Source organism: Microvirga soli (assembly GCF_016734765.1).
GTDB classification, from domain to species: Bacteria; Pseudomonadota; Alphaproteobacteria; order Rhizobiales; family Beijerinckiaceae; genus Microvirga; species Microvirga soli.
Genome location: NZ_JAERQE010000071.1, coordinates 1 through 18411, shown reverse-complemented (window position 1 = coordinate 18411; position 18411 = coordinate 1). Strand labels below are relative to the sequence as shown.

Sequence of the window (18411 nt, the reverse complement as noted above, 5' to 3'; positions counted from 1 at the left end):
AGCCTCAGCCTGCCAATGAGCAGAGGGGCCTGCTCGCCGCCTTGTTCGGGCGGAAGAAGTAGCTCACGAACGCCCATCGAACCGACAAACCGACCTTCGCTCGATTGCGCTAAAGCCAGACCTTGTTGAGGATGCACCTCCGGTTCGTATAACAAGACACTCCGGGATTCAGAGGCCACTTTCTGCGTTCTGCCAAAATGCGTTACGTTAGAAACGCTGGTCGATCCGACAGGAGCCTGTCATGAAGAAGGCGCGCAAGTTCTATGAAAGCTCAAGTGGCGACCGCTGGTATCTGATCCGTGATCCGTCTGGCGTTTTGTTCATTCATCACGAAGCCAATGTGGCCTCGGGTGGGCACGTGGAGCATGAGGACATTGCCACCTTCTTGGGGCGCGGTGACGGTCCGGAGCAGCAGGAATTGCTGCGTCTGATCGGGACGCTTGTCGAAGAGCATCCCGCCCACACGTGACCCGTTCCGCATGGTATGTTCCGGGAAATTGGTGACATTCCGCAAGCCTATGCGGCTCCCTGGTGGGTCAGGCGGCTTCCCCCATCGCACGGCGCATGACGAACGTGGTGTGGGTCTCCGACACGACACCAAATCCATGCGATTTGTAGAAGCGCGACGCAGGGTTGTTCTTCAGCACGAACAGGGCCATCGACTTTGCCGTCCTACGCTGCTCCAGTAGCAATCGCATGACCTGTGAGCCGTTCCCTTGCCGTCGGTACGTGGGCGCGATATAGAGTTGCTTCAGAAAGAATTCGTCGCCGGTCTCGCGGAATTCCACCCAGCCGATATCCTGACTACCAAGGGTGATGATCCGCGTGTCGGATGGACGCCAGAGGGTGGCAAAGTGCGCTTCTTGCTCTTGATCCACCCAATCTATCCAGGCACCGGCAAGAGGTTTGATCGCTTCGGCATAGAGATTAAGAGCAAAAGTGTAGTCGTCCGAGTGCGCCGGTCGGAGATCGATAGTCATAGGAGTGTCAGGGAGCAGAAACGGGGTGAGGTAGAGCACCAAACATGTATCGCCTGTTACTAAAGGCTTACAGACCTGATCAAGGGATTGTATGCACCAGAGGATGTCAGCTTACAAGGCGGGCGATCAGAACAACTACAATCGCTCCTATCATTGCAGTGACAATCCGGTTGGCAGTCTGATTGCGAATGCCGAGATCAATTCCGAAGCGCTCCAGAAGAAAGCCGCCAACGAGTGATCCAGCAAGTCCAGTGACCACGTAATGAAGAAGGCCCGAGCCGCCAACAAGCCAGCTTGCCAGCCAGCCTGCCACGATCCCAATCCCGACCTGAGCAGCTATGGCTCTTTTGTCCAGCGCGTTAAGCGCCTCCCGGTCCACACTGATGCGGAACGGAAGCCGAGTGCCGGTTGGCTCAGGTGCTTCGCGCGAACCTCGCCTTTGGCCTGGGTTGCTCTTGGATGTTTTCGCCATGCACTCGATATGGATGCTCGTGGAGAAACTATCCAGAAGCAATAATGGCAGAACCGTAGACCGACCTGTCTCTCCGATCATCAGGACAGCAAGGGCTGTGGTGACTCCCGGAGGACTGCCCCGTGGCCCTATTGTTCCGCGACTGGACCTTCGCTCCAGCCTTCAATCTCGCGTTCTCAGCCCGTAGCGCCTCAAGGGTCTCGACCTGCTCCCGGTTGGCACGGATCAATTCTCTGATCTCACCCTTCATGTCAGCGATCTCAGCTTCGAGTTCCTCACGCTTGGTAGCAAGCCCATCCTCGTGCTTGGCCTGCGCTTGGAGCCCACGAATCTGCTGCTTCTGATCCGCGATCTTCTCTTGAAGCTTCCTGATCTGCTGCCCAGCTTTTGCGAGCAACCGCTTCATGTCCTTGGCTTGTTGCTCGGGGTCACTCGGCGTGACGAGCTTCTGGTCTGGTCCGGTGCGAATCATGTTCTGATGGCCTCTTTTGATCTATGTCTCAAAAAGAACAAACATAGAACATAGATCATGGTCAAGTCACGCTCTGACCTCCTGTCATTCCCTTCGAGCTTGCTGAGAGCCGACCGCGATTCTGGTGCCGGTAAGCTTGGGCGAAGTAGCTGGGAGCGAAGGAGCGCCACCTCGTCAGCAATGCAATCACGCGATAGAGTCAAAGAGGCTGGGAATTCGACCCAGCAGGCACCATGAACCAGATGTTCCGACCCGCACAGGCTGAACAGAAACCTGCCTTGGAAATCCTCGCGGGCTCGGTCGAGCGCGTTACCTTCCACAATGCTGAGAATGGCTTTGCCGTCCTCAAAGTCCATACGCGGGGCAAACGTGACCTTGTGACGGTAGTCGGGCATACCCCAGCCGTTGCCGCAGGCGAATGGATCACAGCCAGCGGCATCTGGATCAGCGACCGAACCCACGGACTTCAGTTCAAGGCTGAGGTGCTCAAGACCACCCCGCCGACCGGAGCAGAGGGGATCGAGAAGTATCTTGCCTCAGGCCAGATGCGCGGCATCGGATCGACCTTGGCCAAGCGGATCGTCGCTGCCTTCGGCGTAGACACATTTGAGATGATCGAGGCCGCCCCTGAGCGCCTGACCGAGGTGCCTGGAATCGGCCGGATGCGGGCCTCCCGCATCGTGGCGGGTTGGGCCGAACAGAAGGCGGTGCGGGAGATCATGGGCGATGTCACTTTAAACAAAACCGGACGCCTTGAGTCAGATTTCGCCGCTCGAGCCACTCAGGCAGCGAGGTTGGCCGCGCCTTTCCATTCCGCCATGGCGGTGAGGCGGTGAAGGTGGGTGGCAAGGGCGGAGCAGCGAGTGCGGGGCGGAACGAAGAGGTTGCGCACAGCGGAGAACACACTGACGTACTGCTGCAGGCCTCCCACAGACCGAAAGCCCTGCATCATTCTCTCCCGCTTTCGCAACGGAACATGCGAGTTCTCGGCCCGGTTATTCAGGCCCTTGTGAGCGCGGTGCTCAACGGAGGGCATGATCTGACGCCGGGCGGCAGTGTAGGAGCCGAGCTTATCGGTGATTATCCGCCGGGGTGGACAGCCCTGCTTCTTCAACAGGCGCTTCAGTAAGCGCGTCGCCGCCTTAGTGTCGCGCCGGCTTTGGACAATCTCATCCAGCACATAGCCATCCTGATCAACGGCACGCCACAACCAGTGCTTCTTGCCAGCAATGGTGACCACAACCTCGTCGAGGTGCCAAACATCACGGCGCCTCGGCCTCTTGCGTTTGAGGCGGCGGGCGTAGTCTGGCCCGAACCTCAGGGCCCACCGGCGAACAGTCTCGTAGGAGACGATGATGCCGCGCTCGAGCAGCATCTCCTCGACCAGTCGCAGGCTCAGAGGGGATCTGAAGTAGAGCCAAACCGCGTGAGCGATGATTTCGGGTGGAAAGCGATGACGTTTGCAGCTAACGAGCTTGGTCATGCCAGCCCATCTACAAGGCTCGCTCTCACAGCCGAGTTAACGTGACGAGCCCCGTGCTGGAGATGGACGAGATCAACGAGGACTTCCCAAACACGGATGTAGTGATCGTCATCGGCTCGAACGACATCGTCAACCCGGCGGCTCAGGAGGATCCGAACAGCCCGATCGCCGGGATGCCGGTGCTGGAGGTGTGGAAGGCCAAGCAGGTGTTCGTCTCGAAGCGCGGGCAGGGGACGGGCTACTCCGGCATTGAGAACCCGCTGTTCTACAAGGAGAACACCCGCATGTACTATGGCGATGTCAAAGCCAGCATCGATCAGCTCGTCCAGGCCATCTGAGGCACTGGTGCTGCAATGTCGTCGGAGCGATTGGCTGGTACATTGGTGCTCCGAAAGGCATATAATAGGCATATGTCTTGAGCACACTTGCATGACGCCGTTCCTCCCCTATGGGAGAGGTTTGTTTGCCAGTAGACGAAGACGAGCTGAAGGACCCTAGCCGTGTCTCTGATCAACCCTGACGTGACGCCCGAGAAGGATTTTCCACTTCGCGACGATATCCGCCTCCTGGGGCGCCTCCTGGGCGACACGATTCGCGAGCAGGAGGGAGAGGCGGCTTTCGAGATCGTCGAGGGCATCCGCCAGACATCCATTCGCTTTCACCGGGATGAGGACGAGGCGGCTCGCCGCGAGCTTGAGACGATCCTCAACAGCCTCTCGCGCGGGCGTACAAACCAGATTATTCGCGCCTACAGCTACTTCTCACATCTGGCGAATATCGCTGAGGACCAACACCACGTCCGGCGCTCCCGTGCCCATGCGATGGCGGGTGCCCATGCCATCACAGCCCCAGCTCCGCGGGAGGGCACGCTGGCGCGGGCTCTCAAGCTCGTGCAGGAAACCGGCATCAGCCAGGCGGCCCTGCAAGCCTTCTTCTCGTCCGCGCTGGTCTGTCCCGTTCTGACAGCCCATCCGACCGAGGTGCGCCGCAAGAGCACCATCGACCGGGAGATGGAGATCTCGCAGATCCTGGCGCAAAGGGATCGTCAGGATCTAACGCCCGAAGAGGAGGCCGCGTGCCAGGACAGCCTGCGCCGCGCGATCCTGACCCTATGGCAGACGAGCATCCTGCGCCGCAACCGGCTGAAGGTGATCGACGAGGTCAATAACGGCCTGTCCTATTACGACTACACCTTCTTCAAGGAGCTGCCTCGGGTCTATGCCTCCCTTGAGGATCAGCTTGCGGCCATCGATCCCATTTGGGAAACCACTGAGCTCCCTTCTTTCTTTCGCATGGGCACTTGGATCGGCGGCGACCGGGACGGCAACCCCTTTGTGACGGCGGAGGCCCTGCGCCAAGCTCTATTGCTGCAGAGCAAACATGCGTTCGCCTTTTACCTGCAGGAACTGCATTGCCTCGGGGCAGAGCTGTCATTGGACGGCCGCTACGTGAATGTGTCCGATGAGGTGCAGGAGCTTGCCAAGGCATCTCCGGACCTGTCGCCTCATCGACAGGACGAGCCCTATCGCCGCGCCATCACGGGCATGTATGCACGCCTTGCCGCCACGGCGGCGGCACTGGGTCACGGCGATATCGCCCGTCATGCCGTAGGCAGCGCTCCGGCCTATTCGAGCGTAGAGGAATTCGCAGGCGATCTGTCGGTTCTTCATCGCTCTCTACTATCGAATGGATCCGGATCCCTGTCCCGCGGGCGCCTGCGCAAGCTGCGTCGCGCCGCTGATGTGTTCGGCTTCCATCTCGCAAGCCTCGATATGCGCCAGAATTCCGACGTGCATGAGCGCGTCGTGGCGGAGCTGTTCGAAAAGGCGATGCCGGGGACAGGCTATGAGACCCTATCGGAGGAGGAGCGCGTGGCGCTGCTCCTGGAGGAGCTCAGGACACCGAGGCCTCTGACTTCGCCCTATCTCGATTATTCGGCTGAGACGTCATCGGAACTCGCCATCGTTCATGAAGCCGCCGAGGCGCACCGCCGCTACGGTCGTGCGGCCGTACCGAACTACGTGATCTCGAAGGCGAGCGATCCGTCCGACATCCTAGAGGTTGCCCTGCTCCTCAAGGAGGCGGGGCTTCTGCGCCCGCGCGAAGGGGAGATGCATGTCAACATCGTCCCGCTTTTCGAGACCATCGCCGATCTGGGCCATTGCGGCGGCGTCATGGATGCGCTCTTTGCCCTGCCTGACTACATACGCCTGCTGCGCAGCCGCGGTCAGGCGCAAGAGGTCATGCTCGGCTATTCCGACAGCAACAAGGATGGCGGGTTTCTCACCTCCGGCTGGGAACTCTACAAGGCTGAGATCGAACTGATCGAGGTGTTCAGGCGGCATGGCGTGGGCTTGCGCCTCTTTCATGGTCGTGGCGGTTCCGTCGGCCGGGGTGGCGGCCCGAGCTATCAGGCTATTCTCGCGCAACCGGGCGGTGCCGTACAGGGCGCGCTCCGCATCACGGAACAGGGAGAGGTGATTGCCGGTAAGTACTCGAATCCCGATCTCGGGCGCCGCAATCTCGAGATCCTCGCTGCCGCAACCCTCGAAGCCTCCCTGCTGCATTCCGGCCAGCCTGCGCCGCGCGAGGAATACCTGAACGCCATGGAGGAGCTCTCGAACAGCGCCTTCAAGGCCTACCGGGCGCTCGTCTACGACACGGAAGGGTTCGAGCGCTATTTCTGGGAATCGACCGTGATCGGCGAGATCGCCAATCTCAACATCGGCAGCCGTCCCGCCTCACGCACGAATTCTCGGCGCATCGAGGATCTGCGCGCCATTCCCTGGGTGTTCGGCTGGGCACAGTGCCGCCTGATGCTGCCGGGCTGGTACGGGTTCGGCTCGGCCGTGAACGCCTGGCTGGAGAAGAGGTCCGATACCGGCCTCGCACTGTTGCAGGAAATGTACCGCGAGTGGCCATTCTTCCAGGCGCTGCTCTCGAACATGGACATGGTGCTGGCCAAGAGCAACATCGCCATCGCCTCCCGTTATGCGAACCTCGTCGCGGACGAGGCCCTGCGCAACGCCATCTTCCCGCGCCTGCGTCACGAGTGGGAAGATTCGATCCAACAATTGCTGGCGATCATGCAGCAGGGCTCGCTGCTCGACGGAAACCCGCTTCTGGCGCGCTCCATCCGCAACCGCTTCCCCTATCTCGATCCGCTGAACCACCTTCAGATCGAACTCCTGAAGCGCCACCGCTCCGGCGATGTGGACGAGCAGGTGGTGCAGGGCATTCACCTGTCTATCAACGGCATCGCGGCAGGCTTGCGCAACAGCGGTTAACAGACGCTGATAGTACGCATTGGCGGCGAGGGCAGACCAACACTTCTGATGAGCAGAATCTACGTAATTCTACTTGCCGGCTGCCGAACAGATGCATGCATTCATTGCAGCCCTTTCAAGAGGCATGCTGGATAAGACAGTATTCAGAAAGGCCGACACATAATGGCAAACAATCCGGGCAAACAGCCTCCCCTGGCCAAGCACAGGCGGGAAGATTTGGAAGAGGCCCGCGAGGCATACCTCCTCGAACATACACCTGGTTTAAAGGAGCACGATGCAGCACAGCACAAAGCCTTCCTCCAGATTGAGGAGGATGCACTGGCCCGCCATCCAGATCCAACACCGAACGACATCGCCGCGGCCGAAGCCGCGGCGGCTGCCCTCCCGTCCAGGAAGCGGACGGAAACTCAACTCCGACGAAGCTTTGAGGCTCTGGCTGTGCATCTTCCCCAGGACGCCCGGCGCAAGCGCAAGAGCTTCGTCCAGCGCGGGCAGCGCGCGTGGAACAGAGCCAATCCGACGCCGCTGACATCGGATCTGGAGAGAACCCTCACGGCAGCCTTCATGAAGGCTTTTGGGCACTGACTGCTCATAGGACCGTCAGGAGGCGGCGCATAGGCCCGAGACGTCAAGCATGGGTTCAGGGAGGTTTACTCACAATGCCGCTCCACCAATCTCCACTTTCCGCGAAGGCGGGTGGGGATGAGGCTTCGCTCTTCATTGTCGTTTCATCCAGCCTCTCCGGACGCGTCCACCAAGCCCGAACGCCTGTTCTGCCGCCGCACAGGCACGCATCTCTGACATGCGAGACAGAAGGCTGCCATAGTAGGATAAGCGCTCGTCGAAGAACCTGGAGTGGCGCCCACCTTCCTGCCAATCAGCAGGCTGAAGGTTGAGTTGAGCAAAGCGCGTGCGAGCCTCAACCATGTCGATCTGCCAGGTGGGGCACTTGGTGTTCAGCATTCTGGCCGCGACGAAGTCGTCAAGAGCAGCTTGCTGGGGGTCGCGCGTCTGGGCCTCAGTTGGGGATGACAGAAGAAAAAGGGCAGAGACGACCGCCGCACAGAGACCAAGCGGTCGGGAGCTTGTGGCCAAGACTGCCGACTGGCTGGGCGGTGCCCTGAGACAGAGCTGGTGGCGGCGTGCCCGCAAACCTGCCTCCTCGGAATGCAGCCCATCTTATCATACCGGCCATTTACAACCGAGGCCTCCTGAGCTGGAGGCAGCAAATGGTTGCGCCCGGTAATCTGCCCAAGCTGAAAAGGAGATACATCCATGTAGGTATTCGGAGCCTTTGAACTCGACATCCAGCCAGGAACACCGGACAACCCAGCATCCGTCAGGGTTGCTCTTCTGCACTTGGGGTCGGGTCGGACGCCTGTTCATTATGGCTGGGTTTTGCTTCGTCGCATCGAGGTGAAGGACAGATCATGTCACTGCACGACGAGGTCGGCGAGAGCTGCGCAGGAGCCCGCTGGGATCCTCAGGAGGCATAGCAGCTCGATCCCTCGTTGTGGTACCCCTTACGGGCGCACAAAAGCCACACAGGAACGGTAAAGGTTACTTAAGGCGTTGCGAATCAAGAACCTACAAGAACGCTAGCCACGGGAGGGACATAATGCAGTCCGTTCAGCACTTGGCTCCAAGCACATCCGGGACGAGCAATAGCGCCTACAACCTGTTCAGAAACAAGCAGCGGCCCGAGATCCTTTGTGCTGTGCCGGAGGACCGCCCGATCCCGCGGTTTGTCGACCGTGAGCAATGGACATATGCGGGCTCTCTTCAGCCTCAGGATCCCCGGCCATCAGGCTTCCACGACAAAGCAGCATCGGCCGGCGTGCGTTTCAACGGCCTTTACCTGTTTCAGGTCACTGCGGCACAACTCACAGCGACGACTAAGGAACAAAATCTTGTGGCAAGGGCAGATCCACTGCCTGAACCCGAAGCCGGTATGAGTATCCGTCAGCATGTCAGGACGATGTTGCTGCGCCTTCTGGCCAAGCGCAGCAGCCCTGAGCGAGTGATTGAGTACCTCAGCCTTTCCACAGCAGACCAGAGATCGGCCGAGGTGCGGTATGCCGACATGCTCGCAGCTCTCCCTTTTGCGGTGTACACGACGGACGCAACGGGACGCATCACCTTCTACAACGAGGCTGCCGTGACCCTGTGGGGACGGCGTCCGGTGCTCGGGCGGGACCGCTGGTGCGGCTCGTGGCGCATTTACACGCTCAATGGCGCACCGCTGCCGCATGACCGCTGCCCGATGGTGGTGGCGATCCGTGAAGACAGGAGGGTCCGAGACGTAACAGCAGTTGCCGAGCGGCCGGATGGTGCCCGGGTTCATTTCAGGCCGTTTCCCACTCCTTTGCACGATGCCAGTGACAACCTTGTTGGTGCCGTCAACGTGCTGATCGATGTTGATGTGGCGAACGCAACAGAGGGGAGGAGTTCATGACGATCACTGCTCTCATTGAAAAGACCTGCACCCCGTGCCGCGGCGGGATCCCGCCCCTGACTGAAGAGGAGGTTTCGGTCCTCCACAAACAGGTGCAGGAGTGGACCATCCGCGATGACGCGCGCCGGATTGAGCGGACGTATACGTTCAAGAACTTCGCGCAGGCCTTCGCGTTCGTGCACAAAGTGGCTGAACTCGCGGAAGCCGAGGGGCATCACCCGGATATCAGCTTCGGCTGGGGCTATGCGACGGTGTCCCTCCAGACCAAGAAGGTCAAAGGCCTGCACGAGAACGACTTCATCATAGCCGCGAAGCTGGATGACATGGCCGAGAACATCCCGCTCGGTCCCTAAAATGATGGGGAGCGTTGCCGGGCCAGACTCCAAGGCATGGCTCGCTCCAACGTCAGATCGTCTTGAAGGCTGTGTCGATCGCGAGAGGCAGGTCAAGGCAAGATCCGACGAATTGTTGCCGCCAAAGATCAATCACGGTACCGCCATGAGGCTGTCATCGAGTTGCTTCAGATGAGCCCCGTACCACTTGGCCCGAGGGACAAGGATGGGCACGGACCTTGTCCCTCACCCAATCTTATCCGTTGCAGCGGTACTCAGTTGTTTCAAGCATGCCGAGAAGCACGGCTTTCAAATTGCCGCCTTGGGACCGCTGCCAAGCTTGTTGGCATGGGGCCATAACGCCAAGACGGACTTGGTTTGTGTACCAAGGCCACGGACTAGCGTAGCATTTGCTCCTATACTGTTACTCCAGCAGTGGGCAATCCTATGATGACCGTCATTCGCCAGTGGCTCGCCTCTCTCAATCAGGTCGAGTGCGATCTCAATAGCCAAGGCTACATTGTTGTTTATGGCGCCGCCGGTTCCTTCGTCGTGGCGGTCGCCTCTGACAGACAACCGACTGGCGGAAGATGCATTCTGCGATGGAAGCTGCACCAACTGCAGCCGGCTTGAAGCACTGCAATCACCTCGATACAGCCTATGCCTCTTCCTAGCTCTAGTGGGCTGCCTGAGCTACACCTGTTGCGGTCGGGAACTGAGGCCTAGTTTCGCCGTATAACAACCTGGATCCTTGAGAGATCCGCAGAACTGTCCTGGGAAGGAAACAGCATGGCGCGCGTTGCATTGGTCACCGGCGGCACTCGCGGCATCGGTGCCGCGATTTCAACAGCCCTGAAAGCAGCAGGCTACAAGGTTGCGGCGAATTATGGCGGCAACGACGAAGCCGCAAACCAGTTCAAGGGCGAGACCGGCATTCCGGTCTTCAAGTTCGACGTGTCCGATGCCGCCGCCTGCGAGGCGGGGATCAGAGCGGTCGAAGCCGAACTCGGCCCCGTCGACATTCTGGTGAACAATGCGGGCATCACCCGCGACGGCATGTTCCACAAGATGACCTTCGATCAGTGGTCGGCCGTCATCCGCACCAATCTCGATTCCATGTTCACCTGCACGCGCCCCGTCATCGATGGGATGCGCTCGCGCAATTTCGGCCGCATCGTCATCATCTCGTCCATCAACGGCCAGAAGGGCCAGATGGGACAGGCGAACTACTCCGCGGCAAAAGCCGGCGTGATCGGCTTCGCCAAGGCCCTGGCGCAGGAGAACGCCAACAAGGGCGTCACCGTCAACGTGATCGCCCCGGGCTACATCGCCACCGAGATGGTGAAGGCGGTGCCGGAAGAGGTGCTGAAAGCCAAGATCCTGCCGCTCATTCCGGTGGGCCGCCTCGGCGAGGCGGAAGAGATCGCCCGCACGGTGCTCTTCCTGGCTGCCGACGACGCCGGCTTCGTCACCGGCTCGACCCTGTCGGTGAACGGCGGCCAGTACATGGCCTGATCAGATGCCACGATCCTGCTGCGGGCAGGCTTGAACCTTGGTCTGCACTCGGCCTATTCGGATGGTGCGGGGCCCGTTGGGCTGCGCCGAACCCGAAGCTCGGCAAAGTCATCCTCTGCGTACTCAATCCCGCGCAAAGGACCGGACCTGTCGTTCGCCAGCTCAAGTTGCTTGAGTTGCCCGCGTTTGATCTTGCCGGAGATAGTCCGCGGCAACTCGGAGACCACTTCAATCTGCCGAATGCGCTTGAACGGACCCAGCCGTGTATGCGTGTATTGGAAGATCGACAACACTGTCTCAGGAGAGGGCTCAATCCCGGGCAGGAGTGAGATGTAGGCTTTGGGAACGGACAACCGGATCGCATCAGGTGCCGGAACCACGGCGGCCTCCGCCACAGCCTCATGCTCGATCAGCACGCTCTCGAGTTCAAACGGGCTGATACGGTAATCGGATGATTTGAACACATCATCCGACCGTCCCACGAAGGTGAGGTATCCATCCTCATCAGCGAAGGCGATGTCGCCAGTGCGATAGAAGGCTCCTTCGGCCCCGCTCACGGTGCTATCAGCGTTCTGATATCCCTGCATGAGTCCAGCAGGCCGGATCTCGGATAGGGCGAGGCAGACCTCGCCCTCCTGCGCCAGGCTTCCGTCCAGGTCGAGCAGTCGTACGGGATAGCCCGGGAGAGGGCGGCCCATCGTCCCTACCTTGATCGCCTGACCTGGCGAGTTGCCGATCTGGGCCGTGGTCTCTGTCTGGCCATAGCCGTCACGGATGGTCAGGCCCCAAGCCGCTCGCACCTGCTCGATGACCTCCGGGTTCAACGGCTCTCCCGATCCGCAGACCTCTCGCAGAGCCCCCTTGTGCCCAGCGAGATCCTCCTGGATCAGCCATCGCCAAACCGTCGGGGGAGCGCAGAACGTTGTCACTCCGCAGCAGGTCGTGGCATCCAGAAGGCTCTTGGCCTCAAAGCGGGGTTGGTGGACAGCCAACACGGTCGCGCCGGCATTCCAGGGTGCGAAGACGGAACTCCAGGCGTGCTTGGCCCACCCGGGTGAGGAGACATTCAGGTGAATGTCTCCGGGCTGCAAGCCCAGCCAGTACATGGTGGAGAGAGCCCCGATCGGGTAACTGCGGTAGGTGTGCCGCACGAGCTTGGGCTTTGCCGTGGTGCCGGAGGTGAAATAGAGCAGCAGCGGATCGTCGGGCTGCGTTGGTCCCTCCGGGGCAAAGGCCTCGGATCGAGAAAAGGCTTCCTCATAGTTGTGCCAGCCCGGCGGAGCATCGGAGCCTACATGAACACCGGTGACATTGCTGTCGTACAGGCCCTCAAGCTTGCTGACCTGATCAGAACCCGCGACCACGAGCTTAACGCGGCCACGCTCCATGCGGTCACTGAGTTCCTCCCGCGTCAGGAGCGTTGTTGCCGGGATGCCCACGGCTCCAAGCTTCATGGCGGCGAGCATCGTTTCCCACAGCGGGGCGACGTTCCCGAGCAGCAGCAGGAAGTGATCGCCGCGACGAAGTCCCAGAGCTCGCAGGAAACTCGCAACCTGGTTGGACCGGCCTGACAGCTCTTTGAAGCTGAGCTTCGTCTCAACACCGGTCGCGGTCTCGACGATCCAGAGTGCTGGCCGATCGCGGGTTTCAGGATTGGAGGCGAGTTCTCCGTCGAACCAGTCGAGCGCCCAGTTGAAAGGAACTGGGTCGGGCCAGCGGAAGCCTGCAACGGCGGCAGCATAGTCGGTGCGGTGCTCGAGCAGAAAGCGTCGTGCGTCTTGAAACGTGGTCATCAGCTCAATTTGGTTCAGCGACAACTCGCATAAAGGTGCTCCTCCGCTGGCGCAATAGCACCTGGAATAGCCACTGCAGGCCCATCCGGTCGGTGGCTCTACGCCAGTCTGAGACGCCGTGCATTGGCCTGCACGCGTCTACGGTAATCCTCTACGATCCCAAGAGCAGACCCTCCGGCTGCGACAGTCGTGGCCGCATCCACGAAGGCGAGCATCTTCTCTGTCATCATCAGATGCGTTTCGGCTGGAGTGCCCTGACCCATAGCAATCTGCGCCAAGCGCAGGCCAATGACGCTTTGCGCTTCCAAGCCGAGCAGAGTCGTATCGGTCACAAGCCGTATCCAAGATTCCAACATCGGCTCGTCTCCGGTCCAGTGGCTTGGTTCGCCAGCCGTCCGCTGTCCAAGTGAATGCGCAAAGGCGATCTGTGAAGTCCGATCACAACGGCAAACGCATAGGAACGCCCGATTGTTGATCGGGCGTTCAGAACGTAGGCTGTTAGCGTCTGATGTTACTTTGCACGGGACGTGGACTTTGCCGGGGCAAACGTCGACTGCGTGACAGCGCGAAGGGCGTTGAACGGCGCGAAGCTGTCCTGAGCCAACTTCGTGTAGAGTTCGCCGGTCTTGGTCGACTGAGCAACAAAGCCCTCGTAGGCGCTCTTGACGTAATCGTTCTGGATCTCGATCACTTTGTCGAGCGACTTGACGCCAACGAGCTTTTCGAACGTGGAGGCAGTCTGCTCGAACGACTTCTTGACGTAGTCGGTGGTCTCGACAGCGATCGCCTGAGTGCCGGTGGTGGCAACCTCAAGAGCCTTCACAGTCGCGGTGAAGCTGTCTTTGCCGAGCTTCTGAACAGTCTCAAACGGCTGGTTCATGGTGGTTCTCCGAAACAGGCGCTGAGCCCGGTGTAAGATGCAGCCGCTGAAACTTCGGCTGCTGCTTTATTGTGCATCGCACCATGAGAGTCAAGCTGAATTGTGCGCTGCACAATAGGATGATTTGGGCCGTATTGCCGCATCTTTCAGCCAAATTAGCTTGGATGCTTGCCGTTTCATGTTGCACCGCCATATGAATGGCAGCGCTTGTTGGCGACTGCTGTGCCTTTGTTGCACGCCACAGTGCGCGAAGGCTGCGTGTCCAGTTGTGCGTACGTGTCTCTGGCGTTCTTTCAGCTCAATAGAGAGATCTAGCCTTGGACCGCTACAGGCGCTGTACGGTCGATGATGCCGGATTCTCTGCCCTTTCTGCGAGGAATAATGATCAACCGAACCATCGGCCAAACTCCGCCTGATAAAGCCAACGAACTCTTTGCTCAGCTCCTGGGCACCGCCAATGATGCTGCCGAGACCCGCGAACAGTTGCTCGCGAGCCTGGCCCATGAGCTGGATCTTCTAGCCAACTTGCAGGAGCAGCACCTCTTTCCGGTGCTGGAGAACCACCCGGAGACGGCCGTCCTCGTCCGTGGCGCGCGTGATGACAACCAGCAGACCAAGGCTCTCCTGGACAAACTCACGGCCACGCCGAAGGACGGCGATACATTCCTGGCGAAGGTCGAGGAGCTAAGGAAGGTATTCCAGCAGCACATCCGCAACGATAAGAACGAGTTGCTGCCGGTGGTGCTGAAGGTCCTCAACGCAGATGAGGTCGAGGCAGTGGTCGAGAAGGTCGAGGAGGAGATCGCCGAGGCCACCCGGGCTTCCAGCGACCAGCCGATCCGGCGCCAGAGAGCTAAACGCACACAGCGTACAAACGGCAATCTGCTGGCGGCGGTTGAGGCCATTCCGGATGCAGTCCAGGACGTGGAGCAGAAGATTCAAGCGACGACCCAGGCCAGCCTGCCTGTCGCGTCCGAGATCGTCGATCGTGCCACAGAGGTGACCGCTCGTCAGGCTCAAATGACATCAAACCTTTTGGATCACGCGCCACACTATGTGCAGGCCATCGCCCGCTCGAACAGGATCTTGGCCCGCGGGGCAGGCACGATCGCGCTCGAATGGTTCGGCCTCAGGCAGGAACGTTTGCTCAAGAACTTGGATGGCATAAACGATCTTCTGGCCTGTCGCTCCACGGTGGACCTCGTGAACCTCCAGAGCTCTCTCGTGCGGCAGAATGTTGGGCAGATGATCGGCAACAGTCAGCGTCTTGCGCAGGTCTCGGCCCAAGTTTCGCAAGAGGCCACTCAGACGATCATGTCTCCGACGGCGGATCAGCACATCTCCTGACAGACTCGGTCAAAGCACTCCCGGCCCAAGCGCCGGGAGTGCGGAGAGGTCGTGTCAGTCGGGGACAACCACTCGCTTGGCCCGCTGTGTCATTCTTGATAGAGCGGCGGTGCCGAGACTCCGGACTGGTCCCTTGAGCGAGGGCCTACGGATGGATTGATCAATAGGGTGCATTTGACCTGAAGCCAGAATGACCTATCACCTGATCCAGCTGGCGCCCGGCGCCTATGACCTCCTCCTGCACGACACCATCGTGGCCAGCGTCGTGAGAAACGGCTGGCGGCAGCCCTACACCTGGACGGCCGAACTGCTAAAAGACCTGCCGCGGAGCAAGCGCCCTTTCCCGTTCCAGGAGATTGAGCACGACTTCCCGTCTCTGGACGAGCTGTGCGCCTGGCTCGGTCGCCCGACAGTGACGACCAGCAACCGACAGACCGCCGCTCGGGCCGTGTGAGATTGAGGCGGCACTTTTGCTGTGAGCCCCTCTGTCGCATCAGTGCGGGAGAAGCCGGTCAGTCTTGCACCCCATCCAGAGGATAGCGCCCTGGCCGAGGCGCTGCCCAAACCTCAACCAGGGCGCTGGTGTGCCAAGTAGGACGTGCTAGGGCTGCAGTGCATATCTCGGAGAGCGCAGCCGTCCCGCTTGGCACAATGCAATTCAAGCCTAGCCTCACGGACCGTCCTGTGTCCCGCCGGCTACAGGCATCGGCGTACAAATCAGACAGATAAGCTCCCGCCGAGCAGCACGACCGCTCGGATCTTTTTGCTCATTTCCCCGAACCAGCTGAATTGTTTGAAGGTGTTCCTCATGCGCCAGACCGATGTCGCAGTGCCTGCCTTTTCTCCTGTCGCAGCACCGACGTTCACGGCAGCTGCCCTCTGATTTCTCGTCTCGCTTGGTGCCCTGATCGGATTAAGCCTCCTGCTGGCGAGCCTCTGAGGACACATTGCCCGGTGCCTGTGCCCTTTTCGGTACAGCCACGGCCTCGCTGATTAGGCATTCTGGTCTGGTCCATGAAGGAGCGGCTGGGGGGCTGGTCCTCCCTGGAACTCAAGCGCCTCTGCTACACGCGGGGCGCTTCTCTTTGCCGGATTGTCCACGGCCGTCCGAGGCAAGCTTCGCTTTCTCTCGTGCCGTTGCGCTCTAGGTTTAGGGCAGGGCGGAAGCTGGTCATCCCGCCGACGAGAGAGACTCCACCGCATGCCAATCCAGCGCCTGTTCATCATCGCTCCGTCTCTGGCGCGCTTAATCCGGAAGGACAGAGGAGGCGAGCGCGTGCGGGAGGGCTACTTCCCCGACCAGCCGCAGCACCGCACGTTTACTCAAATCGAGGAGGCACGCAGCAGCCTGATCCTCGAGGCTAGTGGGGATGCGACCGAGGAGCAGGCGGACCTGCCGCTTGCCCATGCGCAGGCTCTGCTGGCTGTCAGCCGGGGGCAGGTGGAGTACGTGCGCACCAAGCTCGCAATCGGTCCACACGAACTCCAGGCGCTCCATATCGTCAGGCCCGGCCCTCTTGATCTCGTGGCAATAGCTGTTCCATCACAGGACGAGCATACTTTTCATCCACTGCCGTGGTTTGGGCCGAAGGTCAGCACCGAGCCCGCATACCAGCGCCGGCGCCTGGCTCTGGATGGCGCTCCGATTGCGCCAGAGATTGAATTCACAAACGCTGCTCTCAACAGCCTGCTCGATTTGCTGGAGGACCGGTTCACAAGCTGGCCCGCGTCAGCGCACACCGAGGAGACAGATGAACCGGTAACCGATCACCTGCAATCCTCGGGCATTCCCGTACTTGCGCGAGAGGAAGAAGCGGATGAGAGCGATCATCTCGGCATTGAAGATGCGGTCATTCGCGAGCTGGCGCGGGCTCTGCAACCGCGGCGAAGCGGAGGTCTGCGTCTGCCTTCCCCGACAGCCATCGGTCCGCCGCTGCCTGTCCCGCATCACGAAGCTGGAGCAGGAATGACCAATCCAAATTGAGCGCGCTCGATTGGCTCAGCAGCGGGCATTCCGTCTCAGCCGCGATGTGGTGGAGACGAAGCTTCTGGAGCTTGCGTGATAGGTTGGACCCTCCTGCTTCAGCACCAGACAACGTCCGCATGGAAGCAAGAGCGTCCATAACCCGCAGAAGCGAACTGTTGAATGTGATCTGCTCCATGCGCTTGGCGATCTCTGACGAAGTTGTCGGCATGTCTGCACCGGTCGTCGGCATGATCTGCACAATCAGAGCGTCAGAGGCTCGAGAGGCTGCGACGAGCGGGATGAGCGGCGGGTTGGCCGAGTAGCCGCCATCCCAATAGGCGTCACCGTCGATCGAGACGGCATGGTGAATGACCGGCAGGCAGGCAGACGCCAGAACAGCCTCGATCGTCAAAGCCTTCTCACGAAAGATGTGCAGTTTGCCATCGCGCACGCGGGTGGCTCCGATGAGCAGCCGCACACCGGGTTTTGCCCGCAAGGCATCGAAGTCGATTTCGCCGGCTAACAGCGATTTGAGGGGGTTCAGGTTGAAGGGGTTGAACTGGTATGGCGACAGGACACTGGTCGCCATGGCTAGGGCAGGACCGGACTGCGCCCTTGGCGCAGTGTCGCTCGCGCGTTTCCAGAAGCGCTCTAGTCTCTGTTGTGCAGCTGTCCGGCTTCCTTCAGATAGGCCGGAGGCCAGGAGAACAGCGTTTACCGCGCCAGCACTTGCGCCACTCACAGCGTCGAGCACGAGATCATCTTCGTCCAGCAAACGGTCGAGGACACCCCAGGTGAACGCACCAAAGGATCCCCCACCTTGAAGGGCCAGCGAGAGCCGCCTCTTGCCTTTTTTGGGTTTGATGATGCGGGCATGAAGTGGGGGAGATGAATGGACCTGCACTGGTTGGTTCTGGTCCAAGCCGGTCAGGAGATCGTGGAGTGAGAGCTTCATGGCGGACCAACTGTGCAGCGCACCATTATGTTCAATCGGGGCTGCTATGCTTAAGATGCTGATGGTTTCACCTCAGGCACGAATGATGCTCACTCAGCAGATCTTCTGCCGGGAAAACAGGCAATACTGGGTAGATTGTGAGAGTATGGCCGGCAGGCCATGCCTCAGGCGCATGATCTTTCAAACGGCCGCGCTCATGCTGCATTGCAGCATTGTTCCCACCCTGTGTAGCAAATCATGAACGAATAAGCACCAAGTCAATCTGCTCGTTTTGGGCGAGGACGTGAGGGGCTTTGCTGGTTGGGATGTGTCGCAAACGTTTTGTTTCAGAGTTTCAGCTATAGCCACCTCGGCGTCAGGGAAGAGGGCGGCATGTTCAAGGGCCGCCATTTCGATTGCTCGGTGATCCTGCTCTGCGTGCGGTGGTATCTCGCCTACAATCTCAGCCTTCGGAATTTGGAAGAGATGATGGCC

General features: G+C 60.0%; 16 protein-coding genes and 4 pseudogenes. 12 read left to right on the top strand and 8 right to left on the bottom strand.

Going from position 1 to position 18411, the window contains the following annotated elements:
• The first annotated feature begins 241 nt into the window (after nt 1-241).
• Nucleotides 242-469, top strand: a complete 228-nt coding sequence (locus tag JKL45_RS27110; protein WP_201864910.1) for a hypothetical protein — start codon at nt 242-244, stop codon at nt 467-469.
• 67 nt (nt 470-536) lie between these two features.
• Here the strand turns inward: JKL45_RS27110 and JKL45_RS27105 are convergent, their stop codons facing one another.
• From JKL45_RS27105 to JKL45_RS27095, 3 genes are all read right to left on the bottom strand, one after another.
• Nucleotides 537-980 carry a GNAT family N-acetyltransferase gene (locus JKL45_RS27105; protein WP_201864909.1) on the bottom strand — a complete coding sequence of 148 codons (444 nt, stop codon included), beginning with the start codon at nt 978-980 and terminating at the stop codon, nt 537-539.
• 106 nt (nt 981-1086) lie between these two features.
• Entirely contained in the window at nt 1087-1293 is a 207-nt protein-coding gene (locus JKL45_RS27100) for a GlsB/YeaQ/YmgE family stress response membrane protein (RefSeq protein ID WP_312897044.1), read from the bottom strand.
• A gap of 187 nt (nt 1294-1480) precedes the next feature.
• On the bottom strand, nt 1481-1924 hold the full coding sequence (locus tag JKL45_RS27095) for a hypothetical protein (RefSeq protein WP_201864912.1): 444 nt from the start codon (nt 1922-1924) through the stop codon (nt 1481-1483).
• A 233-nt stretch (nt 1925-2157) separates the two neighbouring features.
• On the opposite strand from JKL45_RS27095, the pseudogene JKL45_RS27090 reads away from it, so the two are divergent.
• Nucleotides 2158-2646: pseudogene (locus JKL45_RS27090) on the top strand (helix-hairpin-helix domain-containing protein); the annotation flags it as partial.
• Between the two features lie 59 nt (nt 2647-2705).
• Here JKL45_RS27090 and JKL45_RS27085 read toward each other — a convergent pair.
• Entirely contained in the window at nt 2706-3407 is a 702-nt protein-coding gene (locus JKL45_RS27085; protein WP_201864908.1) for an IS6 family transposase, read from the bottom strand.
• A gap of 53 nt (nt 3408-3460) precedes the next feature.
• Here JKL45_RS27085 and JKL45_RS27080 point away from each other — a divergent pair.
• The 6 genes and pseudogenes from JKL45_RS27080 to phbB form a co-directional block, all read left to right on the top strand.
• Nucleotides 3461-3745 (top strand): annotated as a pseudogene (locus JKL45_RS27080) (NAD(P)(+) transhydrogenase (Re/Si-specific) subunit beta); the annotation flags it as partial.
• 162 nt (nt 3746-3907) lie between these two features.
• Nucleotides 3908-6694 carry a phosphoenolpyruvate carboxylase gene (ppc, locus tag JKL45_RS27075; protein WP_201864907.1) on the top strand — a complete coding sequence of 929 codons (2787 nt, stop codon included), beginning with the start codon at nt 3908-3910 and terminating at the stop codon, nt 6692-6694.
• Between the two features lie 162 nt (nt 6695-6856).
• Nucleotides 6857-7279 (top strand): hypothetical protein, encoded by a 423-nt coding sequence (locus tag JKL45_RS27070; RefSeq protein ID WP_201864906.1) that lies wholly within the window; start codon nt 6857-6859, stop codon nt 7277-7279.
• Nucleotides 7280-8531: 1252 nt separating this feature from the next.
• Nucleotides 8532-9149 carry a PAS domain-containing protein gene (locus JKL45_RS30965; protein WP_201864905.1) on the top strand — a complete coding sequence of 206 codons (618 nt, stop codon included), beginning with the start codon at nt 8532-8534 and terminating at the stop codon, nt 9147-9149.
• Nucleotides 9146-9502, top strand: a complete 357-nt coding sequence (locus JKL45_RS27060; RefSeq protein WP_201864904.1) for a 4a-hydroxytetrahydrobiopterin dehydratase — start codon at nt 9146-9148, stop codon at nt 9500-9502. Before JKL45_RS30965 ends, JKL45_RS27060 begins: the two co-directional genes overlap by 4 nt.
• A 768-nt stretch (nt 9503-10270) precedes the next feature.
• Nucleotides 10271-10996, top strand: coding sequence for an acetoacetyl-CoA reductase (gene phbB / locus JKL45_RS27055; RefSeq protein ID WP_201863979.1), 726 nt, complete (start codon nt 10271-10273; stop codon nt 10994-10996).
• 53 nt (nt 10997-11049) lie between these two features.
• Here the strand turns inward: phbB and JKL45_RS27050 are convergent, their stop codons facing one another.
• From JKL45_RS27050 to JKL45_RS27040, 3 genes are all read right to left on the bottom strand, one after another.
• Complete coding sequence (locus tag JKL45_RS27050) at nt 11050-12789, bottom strand: AMP-binding protein (protein ID WP_201864903.1); 1740 nt, start codon at nt 12787-12789, stop codon at nt 11050-11052.
• A 98-nt stretch (nt 12790-12887) separates the two neighbouring features.
• Entirely contained in the window at nt 12888-13121 is a 234-nt protein-coding gene (locus JKL45_RS27045; RefSeq protein WP_312897043.1) for a hypothetical protein, read from the bottom strand.
• A gap of 179 nt (nt 13122-13300) precedes the next feature.
• Nucleotides 13301-13669 (bottom strand): phasin family protein, encoded by a 369-nt coding sequence (locus JKL45_RS27040; protein WP_201864901.1) that lies wholly within the window; start codon nt 13667-13669, stop codon nt 13301-13303.
• A gap of 381 nt (nt 13670-14050) precedes the next feature.
• Between JKL45_RS27040 and JKL45_RS27035 the strand changes: the two genes are divergently transcribed.
• The 3 genes from JKL45_RS27035 to JKL45_RS30240 all read left to right on the top strand — a co-directional run bounded on the left by JKL45_RS27035 (nt 14051) and on the right by JKL45_RS30240 (nt 17000).
• Complete coding sequence (locus JKL45_RS27035) at nt 14051-15016, top strand: phasin family protein (RefSeq protein ID WP_201864900.1); 966 nt, start codon at nt 14051-14053, stop codon at nt 15014-15016.
• Nucleotides 15017-15206: 190 nt separating this feature from the next.
• On the top strand, nt 15207-15470 hold the full coding sequence (locus JKL45_RS27030) for a hypothetical protein (protein ID WP_201864899.1): 264 nt from the start codon (nt 15207-15209) through the stop codon (nt 15468-15470).
• A gap of 747 nt (nt 15471-16217) precedes the next feature.
• Nucleotides 16218-17000: a hypothetical protein gene (locus tag JKL45_RS30240; protein ID WP_246499022.1), complete on the top strand. Its 783-nt coding sequence runs from the start codon at nt 16218-16220 to the stop codon at nt 16998-17000.
• Nucleotides 17001-17286: 286 nt separating this feature from the next.
• Here JKL45_RS30240 and JKL45_RS30235 read toward each other — a convergent pair.
• Nucleotides 17287-17937 (bottom strand): annotated as a pseudogene (locus JKL45_RS30235) (patatin-like phospholipase family protein); the annotation flags it as partial.
• A 372-nt stretch (nt 17938-18309) separates the two neighbouring features.
• On the opposite strand from JKL45_RS30235, the pseudogene JKL45_RS27020 reads away from it, so the two are divergent.
• A pseudogene (locus tag JKL45_RS27020) lies at nt 18310-18411 on the top strand (IS6 family transposase); the annotation flags it as partial.

Coding starts and splice junctions, on each gene's coding strand:
- JKL45_RS27030 (WP_201864899.1), top strand. CDS start 15,207: ATGACCTATCACCTGATCCAGCTGGCGCCCGGCGCCTATGACCTCCTC.
- phbB (WP_201863979.1), top strand. CDS start 10,271: ATGGCGCGCGTTGCATTGGTCACCGGCGGCACTCGCGGCATCGGTGCC.
- JKL45_RS27040 (WP_201864901.1), bottom strand. CDS start 13,669: ATGAACCAGCCGTTTGAGACTGTTCAGAAGCTCGGCAAAGACAGCTTC.
- JKL45_RS27095 (WP_201864912.1), bottom strand. CDS start 1,924: ATGATTCGCACCGGACCAGACCAGAAGCTCGTCACGCCGAGTGACCCC.
- JKL45_RS27050 (WP_201864903.1), bottom strand. CDS start 12,789: ATGACCACGTTTCAAGACGCACGACGCTTTCTGCTCGAGCACCGCACC.
- JKL45_RS27085 (WP_201864908.1), bottom strand. CDS start 3,407: ATGACCAAGCTCGTTAGCTGCAAACGTCATCGCTTTCCACCCGAAATC.
- JKL45_RS27105 (WP_201864909.1), bottom strand. CDS start 980: ATGACTATCGATCTCCGACCGGCGCACTCGGACGACTACACTTTTGCT.
- JKL45_RS30240 (WP_246499022.1), top strand. CDS start 16,218: ATGCCAATCCAGCGCCTGTTCATCATCGCTCCGTCTCTGGCGCGCTTA.
- JKL45_RS27035 (WP_201864900.1), top strand. CDS start 14,051: ATGATCAACCGAACCATCGGCCAAACTCCGCCTGATAAAGCCAACGAA.
- JKL45_RS27060 (WP_201864904.1), top strand. CDS start 9,146: ATGACGATCACTGCTCTCATTGAAAAGACCTGCACCCCGTGCCGCGGC.
- JKL45_RS27070 (WP_201864906.1), top strand. CDS start 6,857: ATGGCAAACAATCCGGGCAAACAGCCTCCCCTGGCCAAGCACAGGCGG.
- JKL45_RS27110 (WP_201864910.1), top strand. CDS start 242: ATGAAGAAGGCGCGCAAGTTCTATGAAAGCTCAAGTGGCGACCGCTGG.